Origin of the sequence: Rhizobium sp. S163 (assembly GCF_030380805.1) — a bacterium.
In the GTDB taxonomy this organism is placed as follows: domain Bacteria; phylum Pseudomonadota; class Alphaproteobacteria; order Rhizobiales; family Rhizobiaceae; genus Rhizobium.
Genome location: NZ_JAUDSA010000007.1, coordinates 130,286 through 155,140 on the forward strand (window position 1 = coordinate 130,286; position 24,855 = coordinate 155,140).

Below are 24,855 nucleotides of genomic sequence, written 5' to 3' on the forward strand. Positions count from 1 at the left end.
GAAGCAGGCAAACAAGCGCTGCGCCGGTGCGGCAGGGCTGCGTAGAGCCGATTTTCTGCAGATGCCGATCCGTTTGAGATCCAGTGTTAAGCGGCGGCTTCCGTATCCATCTGTTCGCGCGCGCTTGGAGGGTTCCAATTCCTGATGAACGCCGAAAGCTCGGTCGCAGCGACCGGTTTGCTGAAATAAAACCCTTGGACCTGGTCACACCCCTGCTCCCGCAGGAACGCGGCCTGCTCGGATGTTTCAACGCCCTCGGCCGTTGTCACCATCTTAAGGCTCTGCCCAAGCCCGATCACCGACTTGACGATCGCTCCCGACTTTTCCGTGTCGCTCAAGTCTCCAATGAACGACCTGTCGATCTTAATCTTGTCGAAGGGGAAAGAATTCAGATAGCCGAGCGACGAATAGCCAGTTCCAAAATCATCCATTGCAATTTTCACGCCGAGTGCTTTCAGGCCATTCAAGATCTCCAACGCTGCGGCGGTGTCGTTGATCAGAATGCTTTCGGTGACCTCGAGCTCCAGGCGTTCAGGCTCCAGGCCTGTCCGTTGGAGAACTTGCCGGACAGTCTCGACGAGTTCATGGTTCTTGAATTGCACTGGCGAGAGATTGACAGCGATGCGCAATCGATCCCACTTCAGGGCCTCGCTGCACGCTGTTTCGAGGACCCATTCGCCAATTGCCACGATCAGGCCAGTCTCTTCCGCCATTGGAATGAAGTCTGCCGGAGAAACAAGCCCACGTGTTGGATGACGCCAGCGGACCAGCGCTTCGACGGCGGCAACAGTGTGCTGCTCCAGGTCGATGAGTGGCTGGTAATGGAGTTCCAGTTCGTTTTTCAAGACGGCCTGTCGCAGGTCATATTCGAGGCCGCGCCGTTCCTGGAGTTCGGCGTCCATCTGGGCTTCAAATATTCTGTATGTCGCTCGCCCGCCTTGCTTTGCGCGATAGAGTGCAATGTCGGCATTCTTCAGCAGTCGCTCTGGTATGCCGTTAGTGGTATCGGCCAAGGCTATGCCTATGCTGACCCCGATGTGGAGGGTCTGGTCATCGACAACGAAGGGGATGCGGATGCTTTCAATCAGTCTTCGACTTAGTTCCTCCGCGTCATGCGGCTGGTTTGTTCCGATCTGGATGACCGCAAACTCATCGCCACCTAGGCGCGCTACCGTGTCGTTATGGCTGACGCAGGCCTGCAAGCGTTGCGAAACCTGTTGAAGCAGTTGATCCCCGGCGGCATGGCCAAGGCTGTCGTTGACCTCCTTGAAATTATCGAGATCAAGACAAATCACCGCCACTGGAGAGGTATTGAACACAGCCGGGGAAAGGGCCGATTCCAAGTGTTCGCGGAATAGAACGCGGTTTGGTAGACCCGTGAGCGCATCGTGATGAGCGAGGTGGGTTACCCGTGATGCCGACGCCTCAAGGGCGTTGGTCGATCTGCGCGCGTTGCGGACCACCAGTATAGAGAATGTTGCCAGGATGAGCAGCGCGGCAGCAAGCGGTGGAATGATGAAGTTGAGAAGTTGGGTGCCTGGCTTTGGCGCAGCCCAGGATATCGTGCCGAGATACATCCTGTTTTGTGTCATCAGCGGAATGGAGGCATCCTTTGCATTCTCGTTATCGAGCGAGATGGAAAGGTCGCTGAGCAGGTAGTCATGACCCATACTGTCGAGAAACTTCTGGTCCAGTCGCTTGGCGAAGACCAGCATCGTCAATTCGCGGGGATTGATGCTGGCGCGATCGATTGAAGGGGGAAGGATTCCATTGGCGGCGACCACGTAGATGTCGTTGCCGGACTTGATGAGGCTCGTCGTTGGATCCGGTTGAATTGCTGCCACATGAAGGAGGTCGCGTAGACCGCGAGGCATCACCTCAAGGGCGTCGGCCTTGGTCGGAACGCCATCGATAAGAGCGTAGATCGTCTTGTCTCCAGGGGCCACGACGAATACCATCTCATAGCCCAGGTCGTTGCGGATATTGGCACCGACGTTCCCTTCTGTGACGGCCCACCCGAGATCAATCCCTCCATGAAGATGGTCATAGACGTCCGGTCGAATTGTATAGTCACGAAGGTTGCGACCGACTTCGCGCGCCTTCACTTGCAGTGCCGTCGTAGCGAGCCGGGTGGATCCTTGAACCGACAGTCGATTTTGCTGATGGGCAGACGCCACCAGGAAGCCAATCACCACGATTATCATCACCAGCATGATGCCGGCCAAGGGGTAGACGACGCGGTTCGTAAATTGCTGTCCCGAAAAACGGGTCATTTCGGGATTGGAACTCCGCATGCGATCCTCCGCCTGTGCTGCGATGGGACGCTATCGCTTCAATAACAAATGAGTGGTTAAATATAGTTGTCCTGTTTTCCTACAGTTAACGGAAAGCATAAAGTTCGTGCTAAAAACCACACTGGTACGAACAAGGTGGGCATGCAACTGAGCGCGGCATCCGTATATCATCGGACCATCAGCCGGACTGCACTGCATCTGCCGACCGGCCAGCACTTGGATCGAACGTGCACTCCGAGGCTCCGGTTTCCAGATCGGTCGCTCTTGCTACCCCAACAGCGCAAGTAGGACGGCTTGCCCGGAGCGGGATGGAGACTTGATCTGATTGGACGCGATCACCACATCCGCGGCATGTCCAAAATGCAATTTTTAAGAGATCAGTACTTTGACATGCTGGCGTCTGGCCAACATGTTTGCGATAGATGGCAAACGAGTTTTCAGAACTTTTGTTGACGACCTCGAGCACGTAACGCCCACCAATCCCGGACGACGGTATCTCTCCCTCAAGGCCAAGGATCCGGGCTTCACCCCTGAAAACGTCGAATGGCATTTTCACTCTACGGTCAAGGTTCGATTCAGGAGCGAAAAGGCTGTCGAGATGGCGCGGGATCAGGCCAGGGATGGGAGACGCAAGATGATTGCGGAGCAGTATCGTCAATGGGAAGTGAAGATGGCCCAGCGTAAGAGGTAGGACGTGGCTGCCGCCGGTTGAATTGGGTTAAACTCCACCGAACCGTGACCAATGTTCGGCTATCTGCAACCTGTTGCCCAGCCGTTGTCAGGGTGAAGGTGCCTTTCTGGGGCGCAGTCCATGATGACGGAACCTTGTGCCAACGAGGCCGTTCTACTTCTCGACATCGAAGCAATAAGCGCGCAGTACCCGATGACTTGAGAGATCCTCATCAAGCATTGGTGGGATCTGCCGAACAAGGTGGACCACTGCGATGACGGACAACCGCGATGATATTGTCAGTTCGACATCAGACGTCGCCCGCGCATACGGAGTGTCCGAGGGCCAAGCGGAGCGTCTTCTCAGCCGCTTCAGCCGTTCCTGGAGTGAGCTGGACATGCTTTTGGCTGCCAATGGTCGGACACGAAAGCACCGGGCCGGCGAGGTGGAGACACCATCCGCGAAAGTGCCCTTCGGGATCGACTAGATCTGTTGCCAGCACCGGTTACTCACGCAATGACAGGTCTATCAGATACAGGTGATGAATGAGCAAAGACAAGAAGGCACGCGAAGCCGTCGAAGGCGTTCAGGAGGAAATTGCCGGCAGCGATAATCCAGCAGCCGGTCCTCACGCCAAGAAGGAGCTTGTGGACAGATCGAAAACGCCCGGTAGTGGATCGCTTCCAGATGAAAAGGAGGAGAGCGTTTCGCCGGGTTCCGGTTGATCCGTCTGAAAACCCATACCCCCGGCCGACAGATGACGGCCGCGGGTGTTCGTCGGTTCGCTCAGCGCGACAAATGACCGCGTATTTCTTGTGGTCGTCCGTAGTACGGGGCGACCACAGACAATGTCGGATCTTAGCCGCCACTTCGATCGTTGTGGCTGCAATCTTTGGCTACTTGTTGAGAGCTTCCTTTAGGGCTTTGGCCGGTTGGAAGGTTAGCTTGCGAGCGGCTGCAACCTTGATGGTGGCACCGGTGGATGGATTGCGGGCTTCGCGTTCAGGCGTATCCTTCACCTTGAACTTTCCAAATCCGGGAATTGATGTTTCGGCATTCGACGATGCTGCATCAGTGATTGCGGCGAAGACATATTCGACGATTGCCTTGCCCTGAACCTTGGTCAATCCATGTTCCGCAGCAATCTTGTCGGCGATTTCATTGGTGGTGGTCATTGTTGATCCTTTCCTAAGGAAGAGAATCCTTCCACTTTGATCCAGCCTTGTCATTCCATCAAAGTGCAAAAACGCTTGGAATCCCTGCTTTTCCACAAGATGAGAACTGCGTTTGTCGTCCAGCACGCCAAAGCGATTGGCGCAAATTCGCTGCTGCGGGTCGCTGAAGCTAGCGGATCAGAGTGTCTAGCGAAGTAGATGCGAGGCATGAATGGCTCACTCGTCAGGGGATCGTTGGCGACAATTCGGTTTGAGGGTCTGCGCCGGTCTGCCGGCGTTGCAAGCACAGCCTAGTTGGCTGTACGAGCTTCGCGCTGCATCCGGCCCGACGGCCCGGCTTCATGCGAAGAACCGGTTTGCCGGTCGCGGGAGTTGCAGATGGTCACGCAAAGTGGACCCCTCGTAGTCGTGGCGGAAGATACCGCGTCGCTGCAACTCGGGAACAAGTTGTTGCGTGACATCGTCGAGGCCTTGTGGGAGATAAGGAAATACCACCGTAAAGCCGTCGGCAGCCTGCTCGCCAAGCCATATTTCCATTTCATCAGCGATGGATTGCGGCGTACCGACGAAAGCGAGCCCGGCATAGCCCCCGTAGCGCTGGGCAAGTTGGCGAACTGTCAATTTCTCTTCTTCTGCAAGGCGCAACGCCTGCGCCCGCCCGGTCTTGCTGGCATTCGTGTCAGGGATCTCCGGGAGAGGTTGGTCCGGGTCGAACTGCGAAGCGTCATGACCCAATGCAATTGAGAGGGAGGCAATTGCGCTCTCATAGTGGACGAGACCGTCAAGCCTGGCGCGCTTTTCCCGGGCCTCCTCGACAGTGTTTCCGATCACGATGAGTGCTGCAGGCATGATTTTCAGGTGGCCAGGATCTCTACCCACAGCCTGCATGCGGCCCTTTATGTCGGCATGAAGAAGTTTAGCTGATGCAAGATCGCGCGGTGAACAGAAAACCAGTTCCGCAGTTTCTGCCGCAAGCTGTCGACCAGGTTCCGATTGACCAGCCTGGACGATCACAGGCCAGCCCTGAATGGGGCGAGCGATGTTGAGGGGGCCCCGCACGCTCAACTCTTCTCCCTTGTGATCAAGAACGTGCATTTTCTTTGGATCGAAAAAGATGCCGCTTTGCTGGTCGCGGATGAATGCATCGTCAGCAAAACTGTCCCACAACCCGGTTACGACATCGAAGAACTCGCGCGCCCGGGCGTAGCGTTCGCCGTGCTCGACGTGTTCAGCCAATCCAAAATTGCTGGCTGCGTCGGGATTTGACGTCGTCACGATGTTCCAGGCGGCACGACCATTGCTTATATGATCCAGCGAGGCAAAACGACGTGCCACATGGTAGGGTTCGTCAAAAGTGGTCGACGCCGTGGCAGCCAGGCCGATCTTGTCTGTCACGGAAGCCAGGGCGGAAAGAAGGGTAAATGGTTCGAAGGACGTCACGGTCTGGCTGCGCGCAAGGGCATCGATCGGCATGTTCAGAAGTGCCAGATGGTCGGCCATGAAGAAGGCATCGAACTTTGCCGCTTCAAGCTTCTGAATGAATGACTTGATATGTCCGAAGTTGAAATTGGCGTCAGCGAACGATCCGGGGTAGCGCCATGCTCCCGTGTGAAGGCTCACCGGGCGCATGAAGGCAGTCAAATGCAGGGATTTTGTCATAGTGGATGCTCTCGAGATCACGAAATGCAAGAGTAGCCAAGGACGCCAGCAAAAGCGAAGGCAAAGCGTTTCGCCAATCCGCGTGGGGATAAAAAATCTCTCTCGCCGTCAGTTCTTCTATCATTGCGCGTCCGGCGATGAAGCCGCGCCAATGAGGATGTCGCTGCGTGAAGAGCAATCGATTGCTGGGGTGGCCGCATCACGCAATCCCGCGCAGACATGATGCCATCTACCACCGCAAGGCTATGATCGACCTTACCCTGGCGTGCAAAGCGGCGTCGGCCTGCCCTCGCTGTGGGCTGTAGGTTGGTTCTCGCTCGATAAATGAAGGGACATTTCGTTTGGCCCCCCGCATTCGATGGCTGGGGTGTTCACGCGCGGATTGGCAAGATGTGCATGACCTTCATCCTCAACACTGGGCAGCGTCGAAACGCAATTGCCGGCAACCGAATACCTCCAAAATCGTCACCTCCATCGCCATGAACGAATTCGTGATCGCCATCAAGCCGGCAAACCCGGCCATTAGCACGGGTGCGGGTGGCGCGCGGGTTGTCTTTCGTGGTGAGGCGCTAGGTACGTGTTGATGACTTTCGTCCACACGTGCCGGGCGGTCATTGTGCAGAAATTACAGAGGTGATTTCCGCGCTTGCGGCTTTCGAAATAGCGGTTTCCAAGAAGAGGAAGTATCAGGATGTCTGAGGCTCAGAAATCGGTACCAAAACCCCGAGACGAGCATCTGCGCAGGCTCGCCAATTGTATTCGCTTCCTCTCGATGGATGCGGTTCAAAAAGCCAAGAGCGGCCATCCCGGAATGCCGATGGGCATGGCTGATATCGCGTCGGTGCTGTTTTCTGAATTCATGAAGTTCGATAGCAAGGATCCGTATTGGTACGACCGCGATCGGTTCCTGATTTCGAACGGCCATGGCTCGATGCTGCTCTACAGCCTTCTGTATCTCACCGGCTATGAGGACATGACCATCGACGAAATCAGGAATTTTCGCCAGATCGGGTCGAGAACAGCTGGGCATCCAGAGTACCACCACGCGACAGGTATCGAGACGACGACCGGACCGCTCGGACAGGGGTTGGCCAATGGTGTCGGGATGGCGCTGGCCGAGCGCATCATGAACGCGACATTTGGTGATGACCTTTCGAGCCACTATACCTACGTCTTCCATGGCGATGGTTGCTTGATGGAGGGCATCAGCCAGGAGGCCATCGCACTTGCCGGGCATCTGAAACTCGGAAAGCTTATCTATTTTTGGGACGACAACTCGATTTCCATTGACGGTGCGACCAGCCTAGCCGAGTCTGACGACCACAACGCGCGGTTCAGATCGGCCAACTGGCATGTTCAGCAGATCGACGGACATGATACCGATGCCATCCGTGCAGCGATCATCGAAGCGCGAGAGGTGACCGATCGTCCGTCAATGATTGCCTGTAAGACCATCATCGGCTTTGGTTTTCCAACCAAAGCTGGAACCCAGAAGGCGCACAGCGATGCGCCGGGCGAAGACGAGATTGCGGGCGCAAGAAAACTCCTGGATTGGTCGTCGCCGCCCTTCGAAATCCCAGATGAGCTCCTTGAAGCTTGGCGCGCGATCGGCTCAAAGGGAAAGAACGAGCGGATGGCCTGGGCCGTGCGCGTCCAGACCACGCGTGAGAAAACCCGCGCGGAGTTCGAGCGCCGAATGAAAGGCGAGCTGCCGCACGAGTGGCGTAAGGCGATAGACGCCGCCAAGAAGGAACTGTGGGCAAGCGAAAAGGAGTTGGCCACTCGCCAGGCGAGCGGCATCGTCCTTGATCATTTGGCGGAAGCCCTGCCCGAACTGATCGGAGGATCGGCCGACCTGACGCCATCAAATAACACGAAAGCCAAGTCGCAGGTCGAGGTTGCACCTGGTCAGTACGTGGGCTCCTACATCCATTATGGGGTTCGTGAGCATGGCATGGCCGCAGCGATCAATGGTATTGCGCTTCACGGAGGCCTGATCCCTTACGGTGGCACGTTCCTGACGTTTTCAGATTACGCTCGACCGGCCATTCGCCTGGCCGCCATGATGGAGATCCGCTCGATCTTCGTGATGACGCACGATTCCATCGGCTTAGGCGAGGACGGCCCCACCCACCAGCCTGTCGAGCATCTATCGGCACTCCGGGCAATTCCCGACCTTGCCGTCTATCGCCCCGGTGACCCGATCGAGACGGCGGAATGTTGGGAGGCAATCCTTGATGCCCCTCGCAAAGCAGCGTTGATCGCTTTGTCGCGGCAACCGATGCCGTTACTGCGTAGAGAGCCAGTAAACGAGAACCGGTGCGCGAAAGGCGGCTACGTTCTTTTCGAAGCAGAAGGCGGAGAGCGTCAACTGACGATCATGGCAACCGGATCGGAACTTCATCTTGCTGTTGAGGCTAGAAAAACGCTCCAGGCCGAGGGAACGCCGACCGCAGTCGTCTCAATGCCCTGTCGACTGTTGTTCGAGGCGCAGCCGCTAGAATACAGGAAGAAGGTTCTCGGTCCTGAAACGGCTCGAGTTGCGGTTGAAGCTGCCGTTCAAGACAGTTGGGACCGCTATCTCGGGTTCAACGGACGCTTCGTGGGCATGCACAGTTTCGGCGCTTCAGGAAAGATTGACGACGTCTACCGCAAGTTCGGTATCACGGTGGATGCCGTGGTCGCGGCTGCTCGGGAGGCTATCTCGAAGCGAGAGGTTTGACGTGCGCTGAAAGAGGTGGCCAGAGACCACCAATCGCCATGGTCGCCGCATGGACTCCGCAAGGTGCGCCTGCCACCGCTCCGTCTGGCATCATCCAATGCTCAACCCCGCTCGGGATCGCGATGGCATAAGAGCGTGGCTGCACGATCAGTGCCACAGAAAACAATAGGCCAAATGTCAATATTCTGGTCGGCACGGTCTCGAAGCTTACACGCGACGGTGATGCGCCTTGCAACGAGAGAAGCACGGGCAATCTCGCCTGCCTCCGCAAGCGCAGTCGGCGTCCCCGGCCTTCTCAGAAAGAAACTTTTACCTTTTGTAGCTAAAGTGTCCATTCATGTGCAGTGCGATAAATTAGAGTGACGGCTTGATGAACGGTGCGGCGTCTCTCCTGGTGGTGAACTTCATTATTGCTGCGTCATTCGGTGCCGTGTTTGTTGTTGTGGCCGCACACAGCCGCTCGCGTAGACCAGCGTTTTGGATTGGCGCCGGTTTCGCGGTGGCTTCACTATCGGCAATCTGCGAACTGCTCGTTGCCTATAGCTTCACGCCGAAGCTCTGGGCTCTTGGGGCCTTCTCAACGGTCCTGATCGGCATGGTCATGCTTTGCACCGGGATTGGCGAACTTTACGGAAAGCGGTTACCGGGCTGGATCACTTGCGTGTTTGTGGGAGCGAGCGTCGTGCTCGCCTATCTCATCTTCGATCTTCCGCGCGGCACGCCACCACAGGCCTTCCTGTATCAAACCCCGTTTGCAATTGTGCTCCTGACGAGCGCTGTAACGGTTCTTCCGTTTCGAAAACGCTCCTTGATCGACAGGTTTCTTGGTGGCCTCCTATTGATCACAGGTCTGCATTTCTACGCCAAGGCAGGGCTGGCGGTAATTGCTGGAGCAGGTGCATCGGCGCGTGACTACGTTCACACAGACTATGCACTGATCTCGCAGAGCGCGACCGCCGTGCTCGTGGTGGCGGTCGGTCTGACGCTTCTTGCAACTCTTATCCTCGCAATCATGTCAGATCAGCAGGATGAATCAGACACCGACACGCTCTCGGGGCTTCCCAACAGAAGGAAGTTTGAGCGGACAGTTCAATCGATGCTGGCGCGCGCGCCTGATGGCAAGCATGCAATCATTCTATGCGATCTTGATCACTTCAAGACCATAAACGACACTTTTGGCCACCACATCGGTGACCTCGTCATCCGGGAGTTTGGCCGCCAGCTGCTTCACCATTTGCCCAAGGAGGCTGTGGCGGGGCGTATCGGAGGCGAAGAATTCGCGGTCTTCGTTCCAAATACCGAAACTGACGTCGCCGTAGGGCTCGCTCAAACAATGAGATCAGCCACGATGAAGCTGCCGGGATTGCCTGCAACGCTGAAGGTCACTGCCAGTTTCGGAGTCTCCTCATTGACCTCTGCCTCAGACCTTACAGAAGCCCACAGGAAAGCTGACATGGCACTCTACCAGGCCAAGAACGCCGGCAGAAACAGGGTGAAGATTGCACGTGGGAAAGCATGAAAGCGCGCCCCCGCGTTTTTCCGGCTCGGCCACGGTGGCGCATGGTAACATTGTCCCTGGTGAACTTGGCGTGGTGAGCCCGTGACAGGCAGACACAACACGATGATTGGCAGCAAAATGGCGGGAACCCTTTTTGCCGCCAAGATGATGCTTCGATGCAGTCTCGGGCTTCCCGAAAGACAAAGAGCGGAATTTAATTGAAGACGCGTCATCCTTTGATCCTCACCGCCCGGATTGCCGGACCCGATCTCCAGACATTTGACCTCCTGCGACAAACGCATTTCCCGCCGCAACGAAACTTCCTTCGAGCGCATCTGACCATGTTTCACCGGCTGCCTGGGGAGTACTGTGAACAAATCGCGCACGACCTTCGGTCCGTCGCCGAGCGCCAAACCCCGATCCTGGCAAATGTCGCAGGTATTCGCCATCTTGGGGCGGGCGTTGCCTTTGCCATTGAAAGCCCAGCCTTGGAAGCGGTCAGGGCCGAGCTGCGAGGACGGTTTTGCAATTGGCTTGTTTCTCAGGACACGAGAAAGTGGCAACCGCATATCACGGTCCAGAACAAGGCATCCCGGACGCAGGCTGATAGGCTTTACGGCGAGTTGTCGAGCGGATTTCAGGCGGGCGGCATCAGGGTGCAGGGCCTTGATCTCTGGCAATACCTAGACGGTCCTTGGGCGCCTGAATTGTCAGTCACATTTTCAGGGACGTCGACCTGAGCCAGCTCAACTGCCAATGCTATCACAGATGAAAATCGGATAAGGTTGATACTCAGGGGATACGCTCTCGCGTTAACATTCTCCCGAATGAACGAGCGCTTTATCTTCGTTGCCCTGCGATGTCCTTCGGGGGCATGTCGAGTGCCCTTTTTATGGGCCAAATCGTCAGTTCTGCTATCACCCACCAGGGTCAATTCATAAGATACTCTATTATATTGGTAGAATATTTTTACTGCCTGCCCCCGGTCAGCTCCAAAGGTTTTTCACGTGGCAAAGAGAAAGTGGATTGTCGTGCTTGGTTTCATCGGCGGTGTTTTGAAAAGATCGTAGCATTCATTGCAATTCTTATTCAAACGCGACGGGAAACACCAATATGAAACAAATCGAAAAGAACGCTGGCCGCGCACGCCGTGCTGGTCTCGCTGCCATCTTTGCGTCGGTTGCCGCTCTGTCAGCCTTTGCGCTTCCTCAATCTTCTTCTGCTGCCGATAAATCTATCAAAGTTGGGATCATGAGCGGCGAGGACGAAGACGTATGGCGCGTCGTGACCGCCGAGGCAGAGAAAAAGGGTTTGAAGATCGAGACGGTCGTGTTCAACGATTACACCCAGCCGAACGAAGCTCTAGAGCGCGGCGAGGTCGATGCGAATGCATTCCAGCACCAGCCCTATCTCGACAACCAGATCAAGCAGAACGGCTATCATATCGTTCGTGTCGGTTATACCGGTGTTTGGCCAATCGGCCTTTACTCGAAGAAGATCAAGTCGGTTTCTGATGTTCCAGAAGGTGCGGTAATCGGCGTTCCGAACGATCCGTCCAATGAAGGACGCGCACTTCGGGTTCTGCAGAATGAAGGTGTTATCAAGCTCAAGGACGGCACTGGCATCCTTGCCACTATCGCCGATATCACCGAGAACCCGAAGAAGGTCGAGATCAAGGAACTCGACGCCGGCGTCGTGGGCCGCGCAATCGAGGACCTGGATGCGGCTGTCGTCAACACCGACTGGGCGCTGAAAAGCGGCCTTTCTGCCGACAACCGCATCGCTCAGGAACCGGTAGCCGACAACCCGTACCGCAATTTCATTGCCGTCAAGCAGGGCAGCGAGAATGAGGCATGGGTAAAGACGCTCGTTTCCTCCTACCAGAACGACGTCGTCAAGGCCGAGTTCGATAAGGTGTACAAGGGCACGGGTATTAGCGCCTATTGATTTATGATTTGCGCGAGGGGCGAGCGCAAAATCGAGGCGGTCCGGGTGTTCCTTACCCGGGCCGCCTTGAGCATTTTCCGAAGGGAAGAAGATGAACTCTCATGTTTCAGGAGCGCTGATAGAGGCGCCAGAACAGGCAGGAGCCGATGAGGTTGTGCGGCTTGTCGATGTGAGGCGCCGTTTCGGCGCAACCGCTGCGCTCGACGGCATTTCGCTTACCGTGCGCAAGGGAGAAATCGTCGGCATTATCGGCCGTAGCGGCGCCGGAAAGTCGACGTTGATCCGCTGCCTGAACGGTCTGGAACGACCTGATGGCGGGGAGATCAAGATCGAGGGCCGCAGCATCGTCGGTCTTAGCGAAGCTGATTTGCAGCCTCTGCGCCGGCGTGTCGGCATGATCTTTCAGCATTTCAATCTGTTGGCCGCCAAGACCGTCGAAGATAACGTAGCGCTTCCCTTGAAAATAGCTGGCGTTGCAAAGGCCGAGCGATTGGAGAGGGCGCATGACCTGCTCGATCTCGTCGGCCTTGCGGACAAGGCAAAGGCCTACCCTGCATCGCTTTCTGGGGGACAGAAGCAGCGCGTCGGCATTGCTCGCGCCCTCGCCGCCCGACCTGCCCTCCTGCTGTCCGACGAGGCGACCTCGGCGCTCGACCCGGAAACGACAGGGTCGATCCTGGCGCTTTTGAAAGACATCAATCGTAAGCTCGGCCTTACCATCCTGCTCATCACCCATGAAATGGAGGTTGTGCGTACGATTGCTGATCGCGTCGCGGTCATCGATGCTGGCCGAATTGTCGAGGAAGGTCAGGTATGGTCCGTTTTTGCTGATCCGAAAACAGCGATCAGCCGCAGCCTGCTTTCCGGCAGCCGGCCGCAATTGCCCGAGCACATCGCTGCTCGCCTCTTACCCACTGCGGGAAGCGAAGCGATACTGAGCATCGACCTTGCCGGCCCGGAGGCACAGGGCGCTTTGTTCGCCGATCTTTCATCGGCCTTGCCGCATTCGTTCCGTTTGGTGCACGGCGGTATTGAGCACATTCAAAACCAGCCGGTGGCGCGGTTCTTCATTGCCGTTCCAGTGCGCGATCCAACGCTCAAGGACAAAGTGGAGCAATTTTTGACGGCGCGTTCGGCGCGAGTGGAGGTCCTCGGCTATGACACCGATCATGTTTAACCTATTGCTGCGCTCACTTTGGGAGACGATCGTGATGACCGGGGCTTCCGGCTTGTTGTCACTGATTTTCGGCCTGCCGCTCGGCCTGGCGCTGATTGCCACCAGCCAAGGCGGCATTTGCGAGAACCGCTGGATCAATGGGATCCTTGGCTCCGTCGTCAACGGCTTCCGTGCCGTGCCCTTCATCATCTTGCTGGTGGCGCTCATTCCTCTCACGCGCATCATCGTGGGTACAGCGCTCGGCACCTGGGCTGCAATCGTTCCGCTGGCAATCGCTGCAACGCCCTATTATGCGCGCATTGCGGAAGTCTCGCTGCGCGAGGTCGATCGAGGGCTCATTGATGCCGTGCGCGCGATGGGTGGCAATCGCTGGACCATCATTCGCGAGGTTCTGGTGCCAGAAGCGCTGCCGGGGATCGTGGCAGGGTTTACCGTGACACTCGTCACGCTGGTCGGTGCCTCGGCCATGGCTGGAGCAATCGGCGCTGGCGGTCTCGGTGATCTTGCGATCCGCTACGGCTATCAACGGTTCGAGACGGCTGTGATGGTTGCGGTTGTGGCGGTGCTTATTGTGCTCGTATGTGGCATGCAGTGGCTTGGCGACCGTCTGGTCGCAAGGTTGGACCATCGTTGATCAGCGACGGAAGCGAGCGGCAGGGTGCTCGTAAGGTATCCTGCCCTCACCTCCGAAGAGCTTCGTTCTAAGCGTGCCCTTGCTATAATCGGTCTTGAAGAGGGCGCGTTCCTGCAGCACGGGCACGACGAGATCGACGAAATCGCGCAAGCTCTCAGGCGCGACCGTGCGCGCAAGGTTGAACCCATCGATATCGCCTTCCTCGACCCATGCCTGCAGCCGGTCAGCGACGTCTTCCGGCGAGCCAACGATCGGTTTCATTCGACTGCCAAGCGCCATCTGGTCAACGATGTCACGCAGCGTGACCGGCTTCGAGGTCTGGCTGGTGATCGCCGAAAGAGCGGACTGGTTGGCGTTGGTAGAGGTCTGCACAATCGGATCATCCAAACTGTATTTTGCGAAATCCACACCTGTCGAAGCAGAGTAGTGGGCAAGGGATGCTTCGAGGCTGGCATGGCGGCGATAGTCTTCGAGCTTGTCTTGCGCCTCACGCCTCGTACGTCCTACGACGACGGACACAAGATTGAGGACCCGCAACGCATCTGCGCCCCGTCCGGCCCGGGCCGCCTTGTCACGTAGCGCATTCACCGTGGCTCGAGCCGACTGAGGGGTCGGGCTGGCGATGAAGACGCATTCTGCATGGCGAGCAGCGAAGTCTTGCCCACGCGCCGAGGCTCCCGCCTGAAAAAGTACAGGGGTGCGCTGCGGAGAGGGTTCGCTAAGATGGATGCCCTCCATTTGGTAATACTTGCCTCGGTGGGTGACGGCACGCACCTTCGATGCATCCGCAAAGACACAGTTGGCCCTGTCGCGCAGCACTGCGCCATCGTCCCAGCTGCCCTCCCAAAGCTTGTAGAGGATGTCGAGGTACTCCTCCGCAGCATCGTAGCGTGCATCATGTTGGGGGAGCTTTTCGTAGCCCATGCTACGCGCTGCGCTGTCCAGATATCCGGTGACGATATTCCAGCCGATCCGTCCTTTTTTCAGGTGATCCAGCGTCGACATCCGGCGTGCCATGAGGAATGGCGGCTCATAGGTCGTGTTGACGGTGACGCCAAAGCCGAGATTTTTTGTCACATAGGCCATCGCGGAAATCGGAATGATCGGATCGTTGACCGGGATCTGTGCGCCTGTCTCGATAACCGGTACAGCGCTCCCCTTATAGACGTCGTAGACACCGACAATGTCGGCGAGGAAGACGCCATCAAGTTTGCCCCGCTCGGCTGTGCGAGCGAGATCCGTCCAGTAGTCGAGATCTGTGTAGCGTAATGACTGATCGCGTGGGTGCGTCCACATGCCGTGATTTATGTGGCCGACGCAGTTCATGTCAAAGGCGTAGATCTGCATCTGCTTCATCGCTTTATCTCAACCTCAACCGTTGTTATGGAATCCCACATTCGGCCCTTCACGCCAGACGCGGGCCTCTTTGTTTTATTTCGCTCGCGCTCCGGCGCAATGAATGGCGTTCTAACATCCAAGGTGATGTCAGAAGAGTTTTACACCGGTGAAAGCGCACTTGAAATCCTAATCCCGACAAAGTCGATAGTCCTACTATACATTCCACCTGGAAAGTTTGTTGAGATAGAAGGTGGAGCGCACGACATGAAACGTAGAACTCTTTTCCAGGCTGCATTTGTTGGAGCTGTCGCGGCCTTCTGGTCTGGTGCGTCATTTGCTGCCGACACGGCTTCCAAACTTGTTGTCGCTGACCAGAGCGAACTTGTGCGCAACCTTCTGGATGCAAGCGGTCAGAAGAAGAGCCTCGACTTCAACATCGAGTTTCCGAACTTCGCTGGAGGACCTGCCATCCTCGAGGCAATCCGTGCAGGCGCCCTCGATATCGCCTATGTCGGCGATACGCCGCCTATCCAGGCGCGGGCGTCGGGAACTTTGCTTCCGATCGTCGGAACTTTTACCCGCGAAGTGGCGCAGTACAGGCTGACCAGCCGCCCCGGCCTCGTCATTAACAAGCTATCCGAGCTCAAGGGCAAGAAGGTCAGCTATGTCGAGGGTTCTGGACGTCAGGTGTTCTTGATCGAAGCCCTGAACCGCGCGGGGCTGAAGCTTTCAGACGTCGAACTCGTCAATCTGCGAGTAGCAGACCTTCCCGACGCCATCCGGTCTGGTACGGTCGATGTCGCTGTTCTCCAGGAGCCGCACGTAACAAGACTGGTTAAACAGGTTGGGGCGTCGCCGGTGCTGGATCCCGAGGAACGCAAGCTTCTGCCAAGCACCTCCTATTTTTATGCCCGTCCCGAGGCGCTGGCCGATCCGGTCAAGGTTGAGGAAATCAAGAAATTCCTCACAGCCTTCGTGCGCGCCGGAAAATGGAGCAACGAGCACGAAAAAGATTGGGCAAAGTTCTATTTCTCGGATTTCCAGCGCGTTTCGCCGGAAGACACAGATGCCATCTTGAAGGGCCAGTCGCCACTTATCTTCCAGACGTCGGCTGAGGCGATCCCGCATCACCAGAAGCTTATCGACATTCTCTACCAGGCAGGTTCGCTCAAGGAGCAGTTCGACGCGAAGGGTTCGTTTGTCGATACCTTTGATGCGACCATCGAGCAGGCACGTGAAGGTGGAAGCTGATGGCAAACGTCGTTGATGGAAGATATGTGGCGAGCGACGGAGAGCCGCGAGCAAGAGGTGAGCCAACAGCCACAGCTCCGCGCAAGCCCGCCCGCCTCGTTCCTGGAAAGCTACCGCGCGGCGCGCGTTTGATCGGACCGTTGCTTGTTCTCTTCGGGTGGGAGTTGGCGTCCCGTCTCGGCTATCTGTCACCCTACACGCTTGCAGCGCCATCGACCGCACTGAAGACCGGCTATGAGATGGTCGTGGACGGTACGCTGGTGCCACACCTGCTCGCATCGGCAGCGCGTGCCTATTCGGGGCTCTTCCTCGGCGTCCTTGTAGGCGTCATCCTTGCGTTGCTTTCCGGTCTGACCAGGACGGGTGAGGCCCTGATCGATGGCATTGTCCAGATCAAGAGAGCTGTTCCGACCTTGGCACTGATCCCATTGGTCATCATCTGGCTGGGTATCGGCGAGGCGATGAAGGTATTCTTGATCTTCACAGCGGTCCTGGTGCCTGTCTACATCAATACCCACGCAGCCCTACGCAGCATTGACATCGGACACGTCGAACTCGCGCGTACTCTTGGACTTTCGCGCCTCGAATTCGTCCGTCATGTTGCACTGCCAGGAGCGTTGCCAGGGTTTTTTGTGTCACTGCGGCTGGCGGTTGCACTCTGTTGGACAGCTTTGGTCGTGCTCGAGCTCGTCAACACGCAGACGGGCATCGGTTACCTGATGAACCGAGCGCGTGACTGGGGGCAGACGGAAATCATCGTGGTCGGCATCATCATCTATGCCGTGCTCGGCCTTTTGTCGGATGCTGTCGTTCGTTTCATCGAAAGCCGCGCCCTATCGTACAGGAGAGCGCTCGGATCATGAATGCCCATATCCCCGTTCCAAATGCTGTCACGCTTCGCAACCTCTCGCGGAGTTTCGAAGGCAGGACCATTCTCGACCGGGTGTCTCTCGACATTCCTCACGGACAGTTTGTCTCCCTGTTGGGTGAATCCGGTTCGGGCAAGACAACATTGCTGCGTGCGCTTGCTGGCCTGGACGATGATGCCGAGAGCCAAGGTCATTTTCAGGTACCCGCCAGCACATCGGTTCTCTTCCAGGATTCGAGGCTGCTGCCTTGGAAAACGGTAATCGACAATGTGACGCTCGGACTGCGTCGCACCGATGCGAAGTCGACTGCGCTCGATATGCTCGAGGCGGTGGGGCTGGGCGACAAGGCTCACGTGTGGCCGTCTACGCTTTCTGGGGGGCAGAAGCAGCGCGCATCACTTGCGCGATCCTTGATCCGCTCCCCTTCCCTGCTGCTTGCAGATGAGCCATTCGGCGCCCTTGATGCTTTGACCCGGATCCGCATGCAGGAACTTTTGATGCGCCTGGTCGAGCGTGAGAGGCCAACGATCATTCTGGTCACTCATGACGTCGATGAGGCGCTCCTGCTCTCCGATCGCATTCTTGTTCTGCAAGATGGTCGAATTTCGGAAGACCATGCCATTTCACTGCCGCATCCGCGGCGGTCACATCAATCCGAACTGCTCGATCTCCGCGCTAAGCTACTCACCAGCTTTGGCGTCAGCGCAGATAGAGTTTGAAAGGCTACGATAAATGACACGCCAACTGCACCTGAACCTCTTTCTGATGTCGCGTGGTCACCACGAAGGCGCATGGCGCCATCCCGGTTCCAACCACAAGGCCCTCACCGATCTTGAGCTTTATGTCGAGGCTGCTCAAATTGCGGAGGAAGCCAAGTTCGATGCGGTATTTCTCGCCGATACGCTTGCGGCCGGCAACAGCAGCGGTCTCGCATCGTCGGGATCATTGGAGCCGATTGTGCTCCTTTCGCTACTGGCCGCACATACGAAGAAAATCGGGCTGATAGGAACGGCATCGACGACCTACAGCCTTCCCTATACGCTTGCACGTCAATTCGCCACGCTTGACCACCTGTCCAAGGGACGCGCGGGTTGGAACATCGTCACGTCATGGGCGCCAGAAGCCGGTGCCAACTACGGCCTTGCGCAAAACGTCGACCACGGCGATCGCTATCGGCTCGCCGAAGAGTTCGTCGAGGCTGTCGACGCGCTCTGGAAGAGCTTCCCGGCCGATGCCGTCGTCGATGACCGTGAAGCCGGCCGTTACCTCGACACGAACCGGATGCGGCCCGCCAACTACGAGGGTAGCCACTATAAAACGAAAGGGCCCCTCAATGTCCCGGGCAGTCCTCAAGGACGGCCCGTCTATATTCAGGCAGGGCAGTCAGATACCGGACGGTCTTTCGCCGCACGCTGGGCAGAAGCAATTTTCACCGCTCACATGGCAATAGATAGCGCCAAGACGTTCTATTCGGATGTGAAGAACCGGGCCGTCGCCTATGGTCGCAGACCCGAAGACATCGTGGTCTTGCCTGGTATCAGCGCCGCGATCGGTTCGACCAAGAAGGAAGCTGAACAGGTATGGGAGGAACTCGATGCCCTGACGAGTACGGAAGTCGGCTTGACAAGACTTTCAGCGCGTTTTGGCGGCCATGATTTCAGTCACATACCGCTTGATCGACCACTTGCCGCGGGTGACTTCCCCGACCCTAACGCTGTCGAAGCATCCAGAAGCCGGGTCATTGGCTACGTCGAAATGACGCTTCGCGAAAAACTCACCCTTCGGCAATTGCTGCGCAAATTGGCCGGTGCGCGTGGCCACCTTGCGGTTGCAGGCACGCCGGACGAAATCGCAGACCTCATCCAGGAATGGTTCCAGTCCGGCGCGGCGGACGGCTTCAACGTGATGCCGCCGATCATCAACAGCCAGCTCAAATTGTTTGCTGAAGAGGTCGTTCCCCTCCTGCAAAAGCGCGGACTGTTCAGGCTGGACTATCAGGGCTCGACACTGCGATCACATTTCGGTTTGGGCGCGGTCGGCGTTGACGCAACACTGGCTCGTTCAGCCTAGGCTAACCTAGCCTAACCTCGCTGGTGTTCTTCAAACTAGCACGATGGGGTATGGTCGCGCTCCCGCTTTTGGGACGTAGCGCCAGTGATGGCAGCATGCTCATCTTTTGACGGCACGGCTGGACGAGGACTAGAGCGGCGGGTCATCCAATCAAGGCTTTTAAAAATTCGGCCTTTGATTGCCGTGCGCCCGTTCGACCCTCGTTCCAGGTGCTGAAACATCTGCCTGACGCAGAACGACAAGCGCCTCCGCGTAGATCTCACGACGTCTCGTCTCCCTGATCAAGACCAGTCGCTTTCGCTCTTGTTGCGAGATTTCCCCGATGGCGCTCTGCGGCTTCATATCTTCCGCTTCGACAATGTCGATAAGCAAGTTTCGTATCACGCCGTTGAGTTCGCGCAGATCACGGACCTCCGCCATCACGGGTGAAGCCTGAAGCCTTCTGGCGATTGCTTCGTCGATCGACTTTTCGGTCAGCCTGGTTTTCAAGGCATAGTAACGAATATAGACGATCGCGCAAATCGAGGCGCAGACAGACACGATAACGGCAAGCATGAGAATGGCTCCTGACACTCAACGTAGATCGGCACTCGGCAATAAATGTTCAAGACCAGAAAGGCCTCTTGAAGTAGGCGAGCCTCTACAGATGATCATTCCTGGCGCTCCAGCGCAATGCCCGCATGAAAGGTTCGATCCAACGCTGGATGAGGGTAATATTCATACGCTACCAGTTCAAACGCTCCTTGGGCTTGCTTCCAGATGGCAGTCGTGGCTAACACAGCCCCTGGTGCAGGTATCGCAAGACCTGAGCGATCTCGACAACGAGCCAGATGTGGATCCGAGTGAATGAGTAAGAAGACCGACCACTCCGCGGACCTCCTTGTGACGGAGAAGGACGGTGTGGTGGCAAGGCTTGTCGTGCGAGGCGGGGTTCGTCGGCCGAACGAGTTGCAAGCCTTCCTCAATGCCTTAGCTTCCGTAATGTTGTCGTCTGACGCTTCTTCAACGGCCAGCTTCATTGCAGGCAAAGTGCTTCAGCGCACAGAACGAACAGGGAGCTTCAATCTGGAAGAGGCGGCGCAACGCAAGCAGTCATTCGAAACAGCGGTGCGCCACGCTCAGAGATCCGTCCGACCAGGACCGAGCTTGGCAAATGCGCTCGCCAATCTCAGCCGGCATATTGTATGGAAGAGCGGCCGATCTGGTCCATTTGCCAGCGTAAACTTCTCGAAAGCACACGCACACAGCGTCCTGGTTGGACCTTCAGGGCTTGAGACGCGCCCGGACATCAGGATCTGTCTGATCCTCATGGAACCCTATACCCGGTTCCCCGATAATGTGCAGGCACGCTCAAAGGCATTCGTAATGCTGAGCCCATCGGAGATATGCATCGATGGGGAAGCATGGATGAAGGCTGATGCCGGATCGGTCTTTGCGGTTGAGGAAGCGCAGACCTTCGCAATACGATGCACCTCGCAGCCACTACTTGCCGTCTGGTGCCAGCTCGAGGAAGGCTTCAAGTAGCTGCTTGGCGCCTTGCCAGACAGTACGCGATCGCCTGGAGTGTGCTCATCGGTGCTGTTAAACTAGAGACCCAACAATCCGAGACACAATCCGTCAAGGAGTTGCATGCGCTGGACCATCCATATCGGGCTCTGACCAAGCGCCGTTATAATGGTGTGACGTTCGCTCAAAATCGTGCGGCATTTCTCAAAGAAAAGCCATGATGACCATCACGGCGCCTGCGACGATCGTTGCCCCAGCCAACGTGGATGCAAGCAGCAAAAACTCGATGGGCTCGTCTTCCCAAAAATACTCGTTCTTCTGATGCATCCTGATTCCCTCCCAGTTCAACTGCGTGAATCGAATCCCTGAAGGCAGAGTAACCTGCGATGGTATTTCTGCAAGGGCTATCCAGCCGCGCTCATTCAACTACAATGCTTCTGCGCCCTTATCTCTCGATTAGCCTTTCACCTTCCCCGTTGGCGTTACTTGCAATCGCCTTCCATTGGATCGGTTCGGCACTTGCCATTACCTTGAATGCGATGTGCCCGTTTGCTGGCAGGTCATGCAGATCAATGTTTCTTGGAGCGCGACTGAACTGATCGGTCAGCGACTTCATCAGTGGCGCAGATACTCGCCTTGTCCGTCTTCGCGTTCGGCCTTTGCCTATCCGGAGTACCGCGAGCTGGAGAGCTGCATATACTCGAGTGGCAGCTGCGTCGCATACTTGATCTTCTCGATCGCAAAGGACAACGAGACAGTTCGGATATCCAATTTTGAAACCAGCCGCTTGTGGAATGCATCGATCGCCGACATGTTCGGCACAAGCACCCTCAACAGATAGTCGACGTCCCCACTCATGCGATAGACCTCGACAACTTCTGAAAGCGACGTGACATGGCGTGAGAAATCGTCAAGCCATTCGACTGAATGAGTGCTGGTATTAATAGACACGAAAATCGTGATGCCGGCGTTGATCTTTTCAGGATCGAGGATCGCGACCCGTTCCTTGATAACCCCGTCCTCCTCCATCTTCTGAATGCGTCTCCAGCACGGTGTTGTAGACAGGCCGACTTGCCGAGCGACATCAGTGACGGGCAAAGTTGCATCTTCCTGCAACAGCGCGAGGATTTTTCGATCGAGCCGATCCATTATATGCTCCTTGAAAACGTCCTGGGTACGACGTCAGTCCGTCGCCACCAGGGTGGTCCTTCGACCCGCCGAATTGTCGCTCGAATTGCCGCCGGCCCGCTGAAAAGAAGTAGTTTCGGAGCTACCGGCATTGCGGTGGTTGGGATGACGCGGATCATCGTGCGGTTTAAAAAGGAACCGCCGGGCCACATCGGCGTAGCCATCATAGACGAGCCCGCCATTGGCCGCGACAAATGCGCTACGGTTGTCGCGGTAGATCTTAGGGATCTGATACCACGGTATGCCCGGACGCAGATGGTGAAGAACGTGCAGATTATTATACAAGAATAGCAGCCCGAAAAGCGGGCTGTTTTCGACGATCGCCGTTCGCTCGCTATGGTGATCGGCATAACGGTGCTCGGCGTAGGAGCGAAGTCGCGTTAGCGCGGCACCGACATAGACAAAGCCGATCAGGTAAAGCCAAAGAGGCATTGCACAGACGACGAGAACCCAGGTGAGGACAAGGCAGACACCTAAACTGTGCACGCACCACAGTCGAAGTCTCCGCTTGTCGCCACGCACGATGAGTATCGCCTCCTCGACCAGAAAGTTACCGATCATGACGATAGGACCGATCGTCAGCCTTCCGAGCAATGTCGTATTCCAGTCCGCCAGGGATCGACCGAACCATCCCAGGGCATTCCAGGTGGCCTGCGTAAAGTAGGATGATTCTGGATCTTCGATCGGATCAGTCAGGTGCTCGTCGCGATGGTGGACCAGGTGTCCCTCCCGGTAGATCGCATAGGGAAGCCACAGGGACAGGGGTGGCCAGCCAATTGCGTCGTTCAAGCGCTGGTTACGTGTTGGGTGCCCATGGATGACTTCATGTTGCAAAGATCCATGCCAGGCAACGAGCCAGCCACCGGCGGCGATGACGGCGACGAGCGGAAGCGACGCCCAAAAGTATGTCAGCAGCAAGAACCCGCTGTATATTCCCATTGCAAGGAGAGCCGTCGGCCATTCGACGCGCGCGATAGCCGAGCGCGCTACCGTTGGCGGATAGCGGTCTGAAGGCGATTGATTAGACATGATGTGATTCCGCAAACAACGAGCGTCTTTGTGAGCCGGCACTATAAGAAGACGGGCACCGTGACGCGCCGCATCGCTTTGCCTTGAAAGCAAGGAAAAGGAAACGCGGTTGCGAAATAGCGGCTTTGCGAGGAATATTTAGTCTATGTATTTAGTGAATTACTGGCTTTAATCCCGACATTCAATCAAGCGCTCGGGCCGGTTTGCGGTTCCGAGTTCGGTACGTGGGGGATTACATGTCATTTAAAAGCACACGTCGTCAGGTCCTTTTCGGCGGCGCATCACTCGCGGCCATTGTCGCCTTAGGCGGCGCCAGCCCCGCCTTTTCCGGCTCTGACCGGAACAAGATTGTCGTGCGTGTCGAGAAAGATCTATCGAACCTCGATCCCGCCAATCGCTCCGGCCCCGTCGACCTTAATGTGATCTGGTCGGTTCAGCAGGGTCTGATATCCTTCAAGCCTGGATCGACGGAATGGCAACTTGACGCCGCGCAAGAACTGACGCAGGTCAGCGACACCGAAATCCACTTCAAGCTTCGAGATGGATTGATCTTCACAGATGGCTACGGCGCCTTGACCGCTGATGATGTAAAGTTCTCCTTTGAACGGTTCATCAAGCCGGATGCCGACGGTAAGCCGGTGACCTATGCCAAAGATTGGGCGGCGCTCGAACGGGTCGACGTCATCAGCCCCTTGGAGGGGAAAATCATCCTGAAAAAGCCGGCACCCGCGCTTTACACGATCGCGCTTGCAGACGGATCCGGCCGTATCGTGTCCAGAAAAGCCTTCGAGGCACTGGGCAAGCAGGTCTCCACGAAGCTGGTCGGCAGCGGTCCTTACATCCTCAAGGAATGGGTTCCGCGCGAGCAGTTCGTGCTGGAGATCAATCCCACCTACAAGGGGCCGATCAAGCCGCATTTCCAGCAAATCGTCGGTAGACCGATCGGCGAGCAGAAGACCGCCGAGATCGCTTTCAAGGCTGGGGAGATCGATTTTACCGCAATCGACCCGGAAAACGGCAAGGCTTTGGGCGATCAGCCTGACGCCACGGTCACCGAGATACCCGCGATCGACTATGTTTGGTTCGGTCCAAACATTGAAAAAGCGCCCTTCGATGATCTGCGTGTGCGTCAGGCAATCCGATATGCAGTTGATGTCGACGCGATCCTGCAGGGTGCCTATTCCGGGATCTACCCGCGAGCCAACGCCTTGCTGGCGCCAAGCCTGCTTGGATACTGGAAAGATGCGCCGGTCTATGCGCGCGATCTCGAAAAGGCCAAGGCCCTGCTTGCCGAGGCTGGTCAAGGTGACGGCTTCAAAACCAAGCTTACCATTGAGGCTGGCGCCAGAAACGAAGCGATTGCTCAGATCATCCAGGCCAACCTGGCAGATGTTGGCATCGAAGTCGAAATCGAGGCGCTGGAATCGGCTGCTTACTGGGCACTTGGCAATAACGACGCCAGTAAGGACCTAGAGCTGTCCTTGATCAAATACAATGGAAAGTTCGATCCGGGCTTTCAGACCCAGTGGTTCACGTCGGACCAGGTGGGCCAATGGAACTGGCAACGTTGGAGGAATGCAGATTTCGATGCCCTCCATGAAAAAGGTGGTGTCACGGTCGACCCAGCTGAGCGTGAAAGGATCTATATCGACGCGCAAAAACTGCTCGACGAATCTGCAGCGTTCATCTGGATCACGCACAATCTTAATGCCTTTGCCTCTCGCAAGTGGCTGAAGCCCGGCGTTCTGCCGAACGGCAACAACTGGCTCTACACCGCATTCTCCGACGTGACGGCCTGATCTCGTGGGCATCCTGTCAATGACGAAGT

General features: G+C 56.7%; 22 protein-coding genes. 14 read left to right on the forward strand and 8 right to left on the reverse strand.

Annotated features, from left to right (window positions below):
* Positions 1 to 86: 86 nt before the first annotated feature.
* Positions 87 to 2,294 (reverse strand): EAL domain-containing protein, encoded by a 2,208-nt coding sequence (locus tag QTL96_RS09270; RefSeq protein WP_289727536.1) that lies wholly within the window; start codon positions 2,292 to 2,294, stop codon positions 87 to 89.
* A 409-nt stretch (positions 2,295 to 2,703) separates the two neighbouring features.
* Between QTL96_RS09270 and QTL96_RS09275 the strand changes: the two genes are divergently transcribed.
* Together QTL96_RS09275 and QTL96_RS09280 are read left to right on the forward strand one after the other, a co-directional pair.
* Positions 2,704 to 2,985: a hypothetical protein gene (locus QTL96_RS09275; RefSeq protein ID WP_289727537.1), complete on the forward strand. Its 282-nt coding sequence runs from the start codon at positions 2,704 to 2,706 to the stop codon at positions 2,983 to 2,985.
* A gap of 524 nt (positions 2,986 to 3,509) precedes the next feature.
* A complete protein-coding gene (locus QTL96_RS09280; protein WP_112942269.1) occupies positions 3,510 to 3,689 on the forward strand; it encodes a hypothetical protein in 180 nt (59 codons plus the stop codon).
* 171 nt (positions 3,690 to 3,860) lie between these two features.
* Here the strand turns inward: QTL96_RS09280 and QTL96_RS09285 are convergent, their stop codons facing one another.
* On the reverse strand, positions 3,861 to 4,139 hold the full coding sequence (locus QTL96_RS09285; RefSeq protein ID WP_112942270.1) for an HU family DNA-binding protein: 279 nt from the start codon (positions 4,137 to 4,139) through the stop codon (positions 3,861 to 3,863).
* A gap of 339 nt (positions 4,140 to 4,478) precedes the next feature.
* Positions 4,479 to 5,798 (reverse strand): LLM class flavin-dependent oxidoreductase, encoded by a 1,320-nt coding sequence (locus QTL96_RS09290; protein ID WP_289727538.1) that lies wholly within the window; start codon positions 5,796 to 5,798, stop codon positions 4,479 to 4,481.
* Between the two features lie 691 nt (positions 5,799 to 6,489).
* On the opposite strand from QTL96_RS09290, the gene tkt reads away from it, so the two are divergent.
* The 6 genes from tkt to QTL96_RS09320 all read left to right on the forward strand — a co-directional run bounded on the left by tkt (position 6,490) and on the right by QTL96_RS09320 (position 13,776).
* Positions 6,490 to 8,520 carry a transketolase gene (gene tkt / locus QTL96_RS09295; RefSeq protein WP_289727539.1) on the forward strand — a complete coding sequence of 677 codons (2,031 nt, stop codon included), beginning with the start codon at positions 6,490 to 6,492 and terminating at the stop codon, positions 8,518 to 8,520.
* Positions 8,521 to 8,890: 370 nt separating this feature from the next.
* Positions 8,891 to 10,039 carry a GGDEF domain-containing protein gene (locus tag QTL96_RS09300; RefSeq protein ID WP_289727642.1) on the forward strand — a complete coding sequence of 383 codons (1,149 nt, stop codon included), beginning with the start codon at positions 8,891 to 8,893 and terminating at the stop codon, positions 10,037 to 10,039.
* Positions 10,040 to 10,359: 320 nt separating this feature from the next.
* Entirely contained in the window at positions 10,360 to 10,758 is a 399-nt protein-coding gene (locus QTL96_RS09305) for a 2'-5' RNA ligase family protein (RefSeq protein ID WP_289727643.1), read from the forward strand.
* A 373-nt stretch (positions 10,759 to 11,131) separates the two neighbouring features.
* On the forward strand, positions 11,132 to 11,965 hold the full coding sequence (locus tag QTL96_RS09310) for a MetQ/NlpA family lipoprotein (RefSeq protein ID WP_112942276.1): 834 nt from the start codon (positions 11,132 to 11,134) through the stop codon (positions 11,963 to 11,965).
* Positions 11,966 to 12,056: 91 nt separating this feature from the next.
* Positions 12,057 to 13,142, forward strand: a complete 1,086-nt coding sequence (locus tag QTL96_RS09315) for a methionine ABC transporter ATP-binding protein (RefSeq protein ID WP_289727540.1) — start codon at positions 12,057 to 12,059, stop codon at positions 13,140 to 13,142.
* Positions 13,123 to 13,776 carry a methionine ABC transporter permease gene (locus tag QTL96_RS09320; protein ID WP_132669616.1) on the forward strand — a complete coding sequence of 218 codons (654 nt, stop codon included), beginning with the start codon at positions 13,123 to 13,125 and terminating at the stop codon, positions 13,774 to 13,776. Before QTL96_RS09315 ends, QTL96_RS09320 begins: the two co-directional genes overlap by 20 nt.
* On the opposite strand, the gene QTL96_RS09325 is transcribed toward QTL96_RS09320, so the two are convergent.
* Complete coding sequence (locus QTL96_RS09325; RefSeq protein WP_289727541.1) at positions 13,777 to 15,132, reverse strand: LLM class flavin-dependent oxidoreductase; 1,356 nt, start codon at positions 15,130 to 15,132, stop codon at positions 13,777 to 13,779.
* Here QTL96_RS09325 and QTL96_RS09330 point away from each other — a divergent pair.
* The 4 genes from QTL96_RS09330 to QTL96_RS09345 are packed head-to-tail and all read left to right on the forward strand — an operon-like array spanning position 15,085 to position 19,304.
* Positions 15,085 to 16,365, forward strand: coding sequence for an ABC transporter substrate-binding protein (locus QTL96_RS09330; RefSeq protein ID WP_289727542.1), 1,281 nt, complete (start codon positions 15,085 to 15,087; stop codon positions 16,363 to 16,365). The genes QTL96_RS09325 and QTL96_RS09330 overlap by 48 nt on opposite strands.
* Positions 16,365 to 17,228 carry an ABC transporter permease gene (locus QTL96_RS09335; RefSeq protein WP_289727543.1) on the forward strand — a complete coding sequence of 288 codons (864 nt, stop codon included), beginning with the start codon at positions 16,365 to 16,367 and terminating at the stop codon, positions 17,226 to 17,228. The genes QTL96_RS09330 and QTL96_RS09335 overlap by 1 nt, the downstream gene beginning before the upstream one ends.
* Positions 17,225 to 17,953: an ABC transporter ATP-binding protein gene (locus QTL96_RS09340; RefSeq protein WP_112942282.1), complete on the forward strand. Its 729-nt coding sequence runs from the start codon at positions 17,225 to 17,227 to the stop codon at positions 17,951 to 17,953. Before QTL96_RS09335 ends, QTL96_RS09340 begins: the two co-directional genes overlap by 4 nt.
* A 13-nt stretch (positions 17,954 to 17,966) precedes the next feature.
* Positions 17,967 to 19,304: an LLM class flavin-dependent oxidoreductase gene (locus QTL96_RS09345; RefSeq protein WP_289727544.1), complete on the forward strand. Its 1,338-nt coding sequence runs from the start codon at positions 17,967 to 17,969 to the stop codon at positions 19,302 to 19,304.
* Positions 19,305 to 19,463: 159 nt separating this feature from the next.
* On the opposite strand, the gene QTL96_RS09350 is transcribed toward QTL96_RS09345, so the two are convergent.
* Positions 19,464 to 19,859, reverse strand: a complete 396-nt coding sequence (locus QTL96_RS09350) for a hypothetical protein (protein WP_289727545.1) — start codon at positions 19,857 to 19,859, stop codon at positions 19,464 to 19,466.
* A gap of 291 nt (positions 19,860 to 20,150) precedes the next feature.
* On the opposite strand from QTL96_RS09350, the gene QTL96_RS09355 reads away from it, so the two are divergent.
* A complete protein-coding gene (locus QTL96_RS09355) occupies positions 20,151 to 20,828 on the forward strand; it encodes a dimethylsulfonioproprionate lyase family protein (RefSeq protein ID WP_289727546.1) in 678 nt (225 codons plus the stop codon).
* Between the two features lie 186 nt (positions 20,829 to 21,014).
* Here QTL96_RS09355 and QTL96_RS09360 read toward each other — a convergent pair whose 3' ends face one another.
* The 3 genes from QTL96_RS09360 to QTL96_RS09370 all read right to left on the reverse strand — a co-directional run bounded on the left by QTL96_RS09360 (position 21,015) and on the right by QTL96_RS09370 (position 23,027).
* A complete protein-coding gene (locus QTL96_RS09360; RefSeq protein ID WP_289727547.1) occupies positions 21,015 to 21,137 on the reverse strand; it encodes a hypothetical protein in 123 nt (40 codons plus the stop codon).
* A gap of 336 nt (positions 21,138 to 21,473) precedes the next feature.
* Positions 21,474 to 21,959: an Lrp/AsnC family transcriptional regulator gene (locus QTL96_RS09365; protein WP_112821979.1), complete on the reverse strand. Its 486-nt coding sequence runs from the start codon at positions 21,957 to 21,959 to the stop codon at positions 21,474 to 21,476.
* 33 nt (positions 21,960 to 21,992) lie between these two features.
* Positions 21,993 to 23,027 (reverse strand): fatty acid desaturase, encoded by a 1,035-nt coding sequence (locus QTL96_RS09370; protein WP_289727548.1) that lies wholly within the window; start codon positions 23,025 to 23,027, stop codon positions 21,993 to 21,995.
* 224 nt (positions 23,028 to 23,251) lie between these two features.
* Between QTL96_RS09370 and QTL96_RS09375 the strand changes: the two genes are divergently transcribed.
* A complete protein-coding gene (locus QTL96_RS09375; protein WP_289727549.1) occupies positions 23,252 to 24,826 on the forward strand; it encodes an ABC transporter substrate-binding protein in 1,575 nt (524 codons plus the stop codon).
* Positions 24,827 to 24,855: the final 29 nt, after the last annotated feature.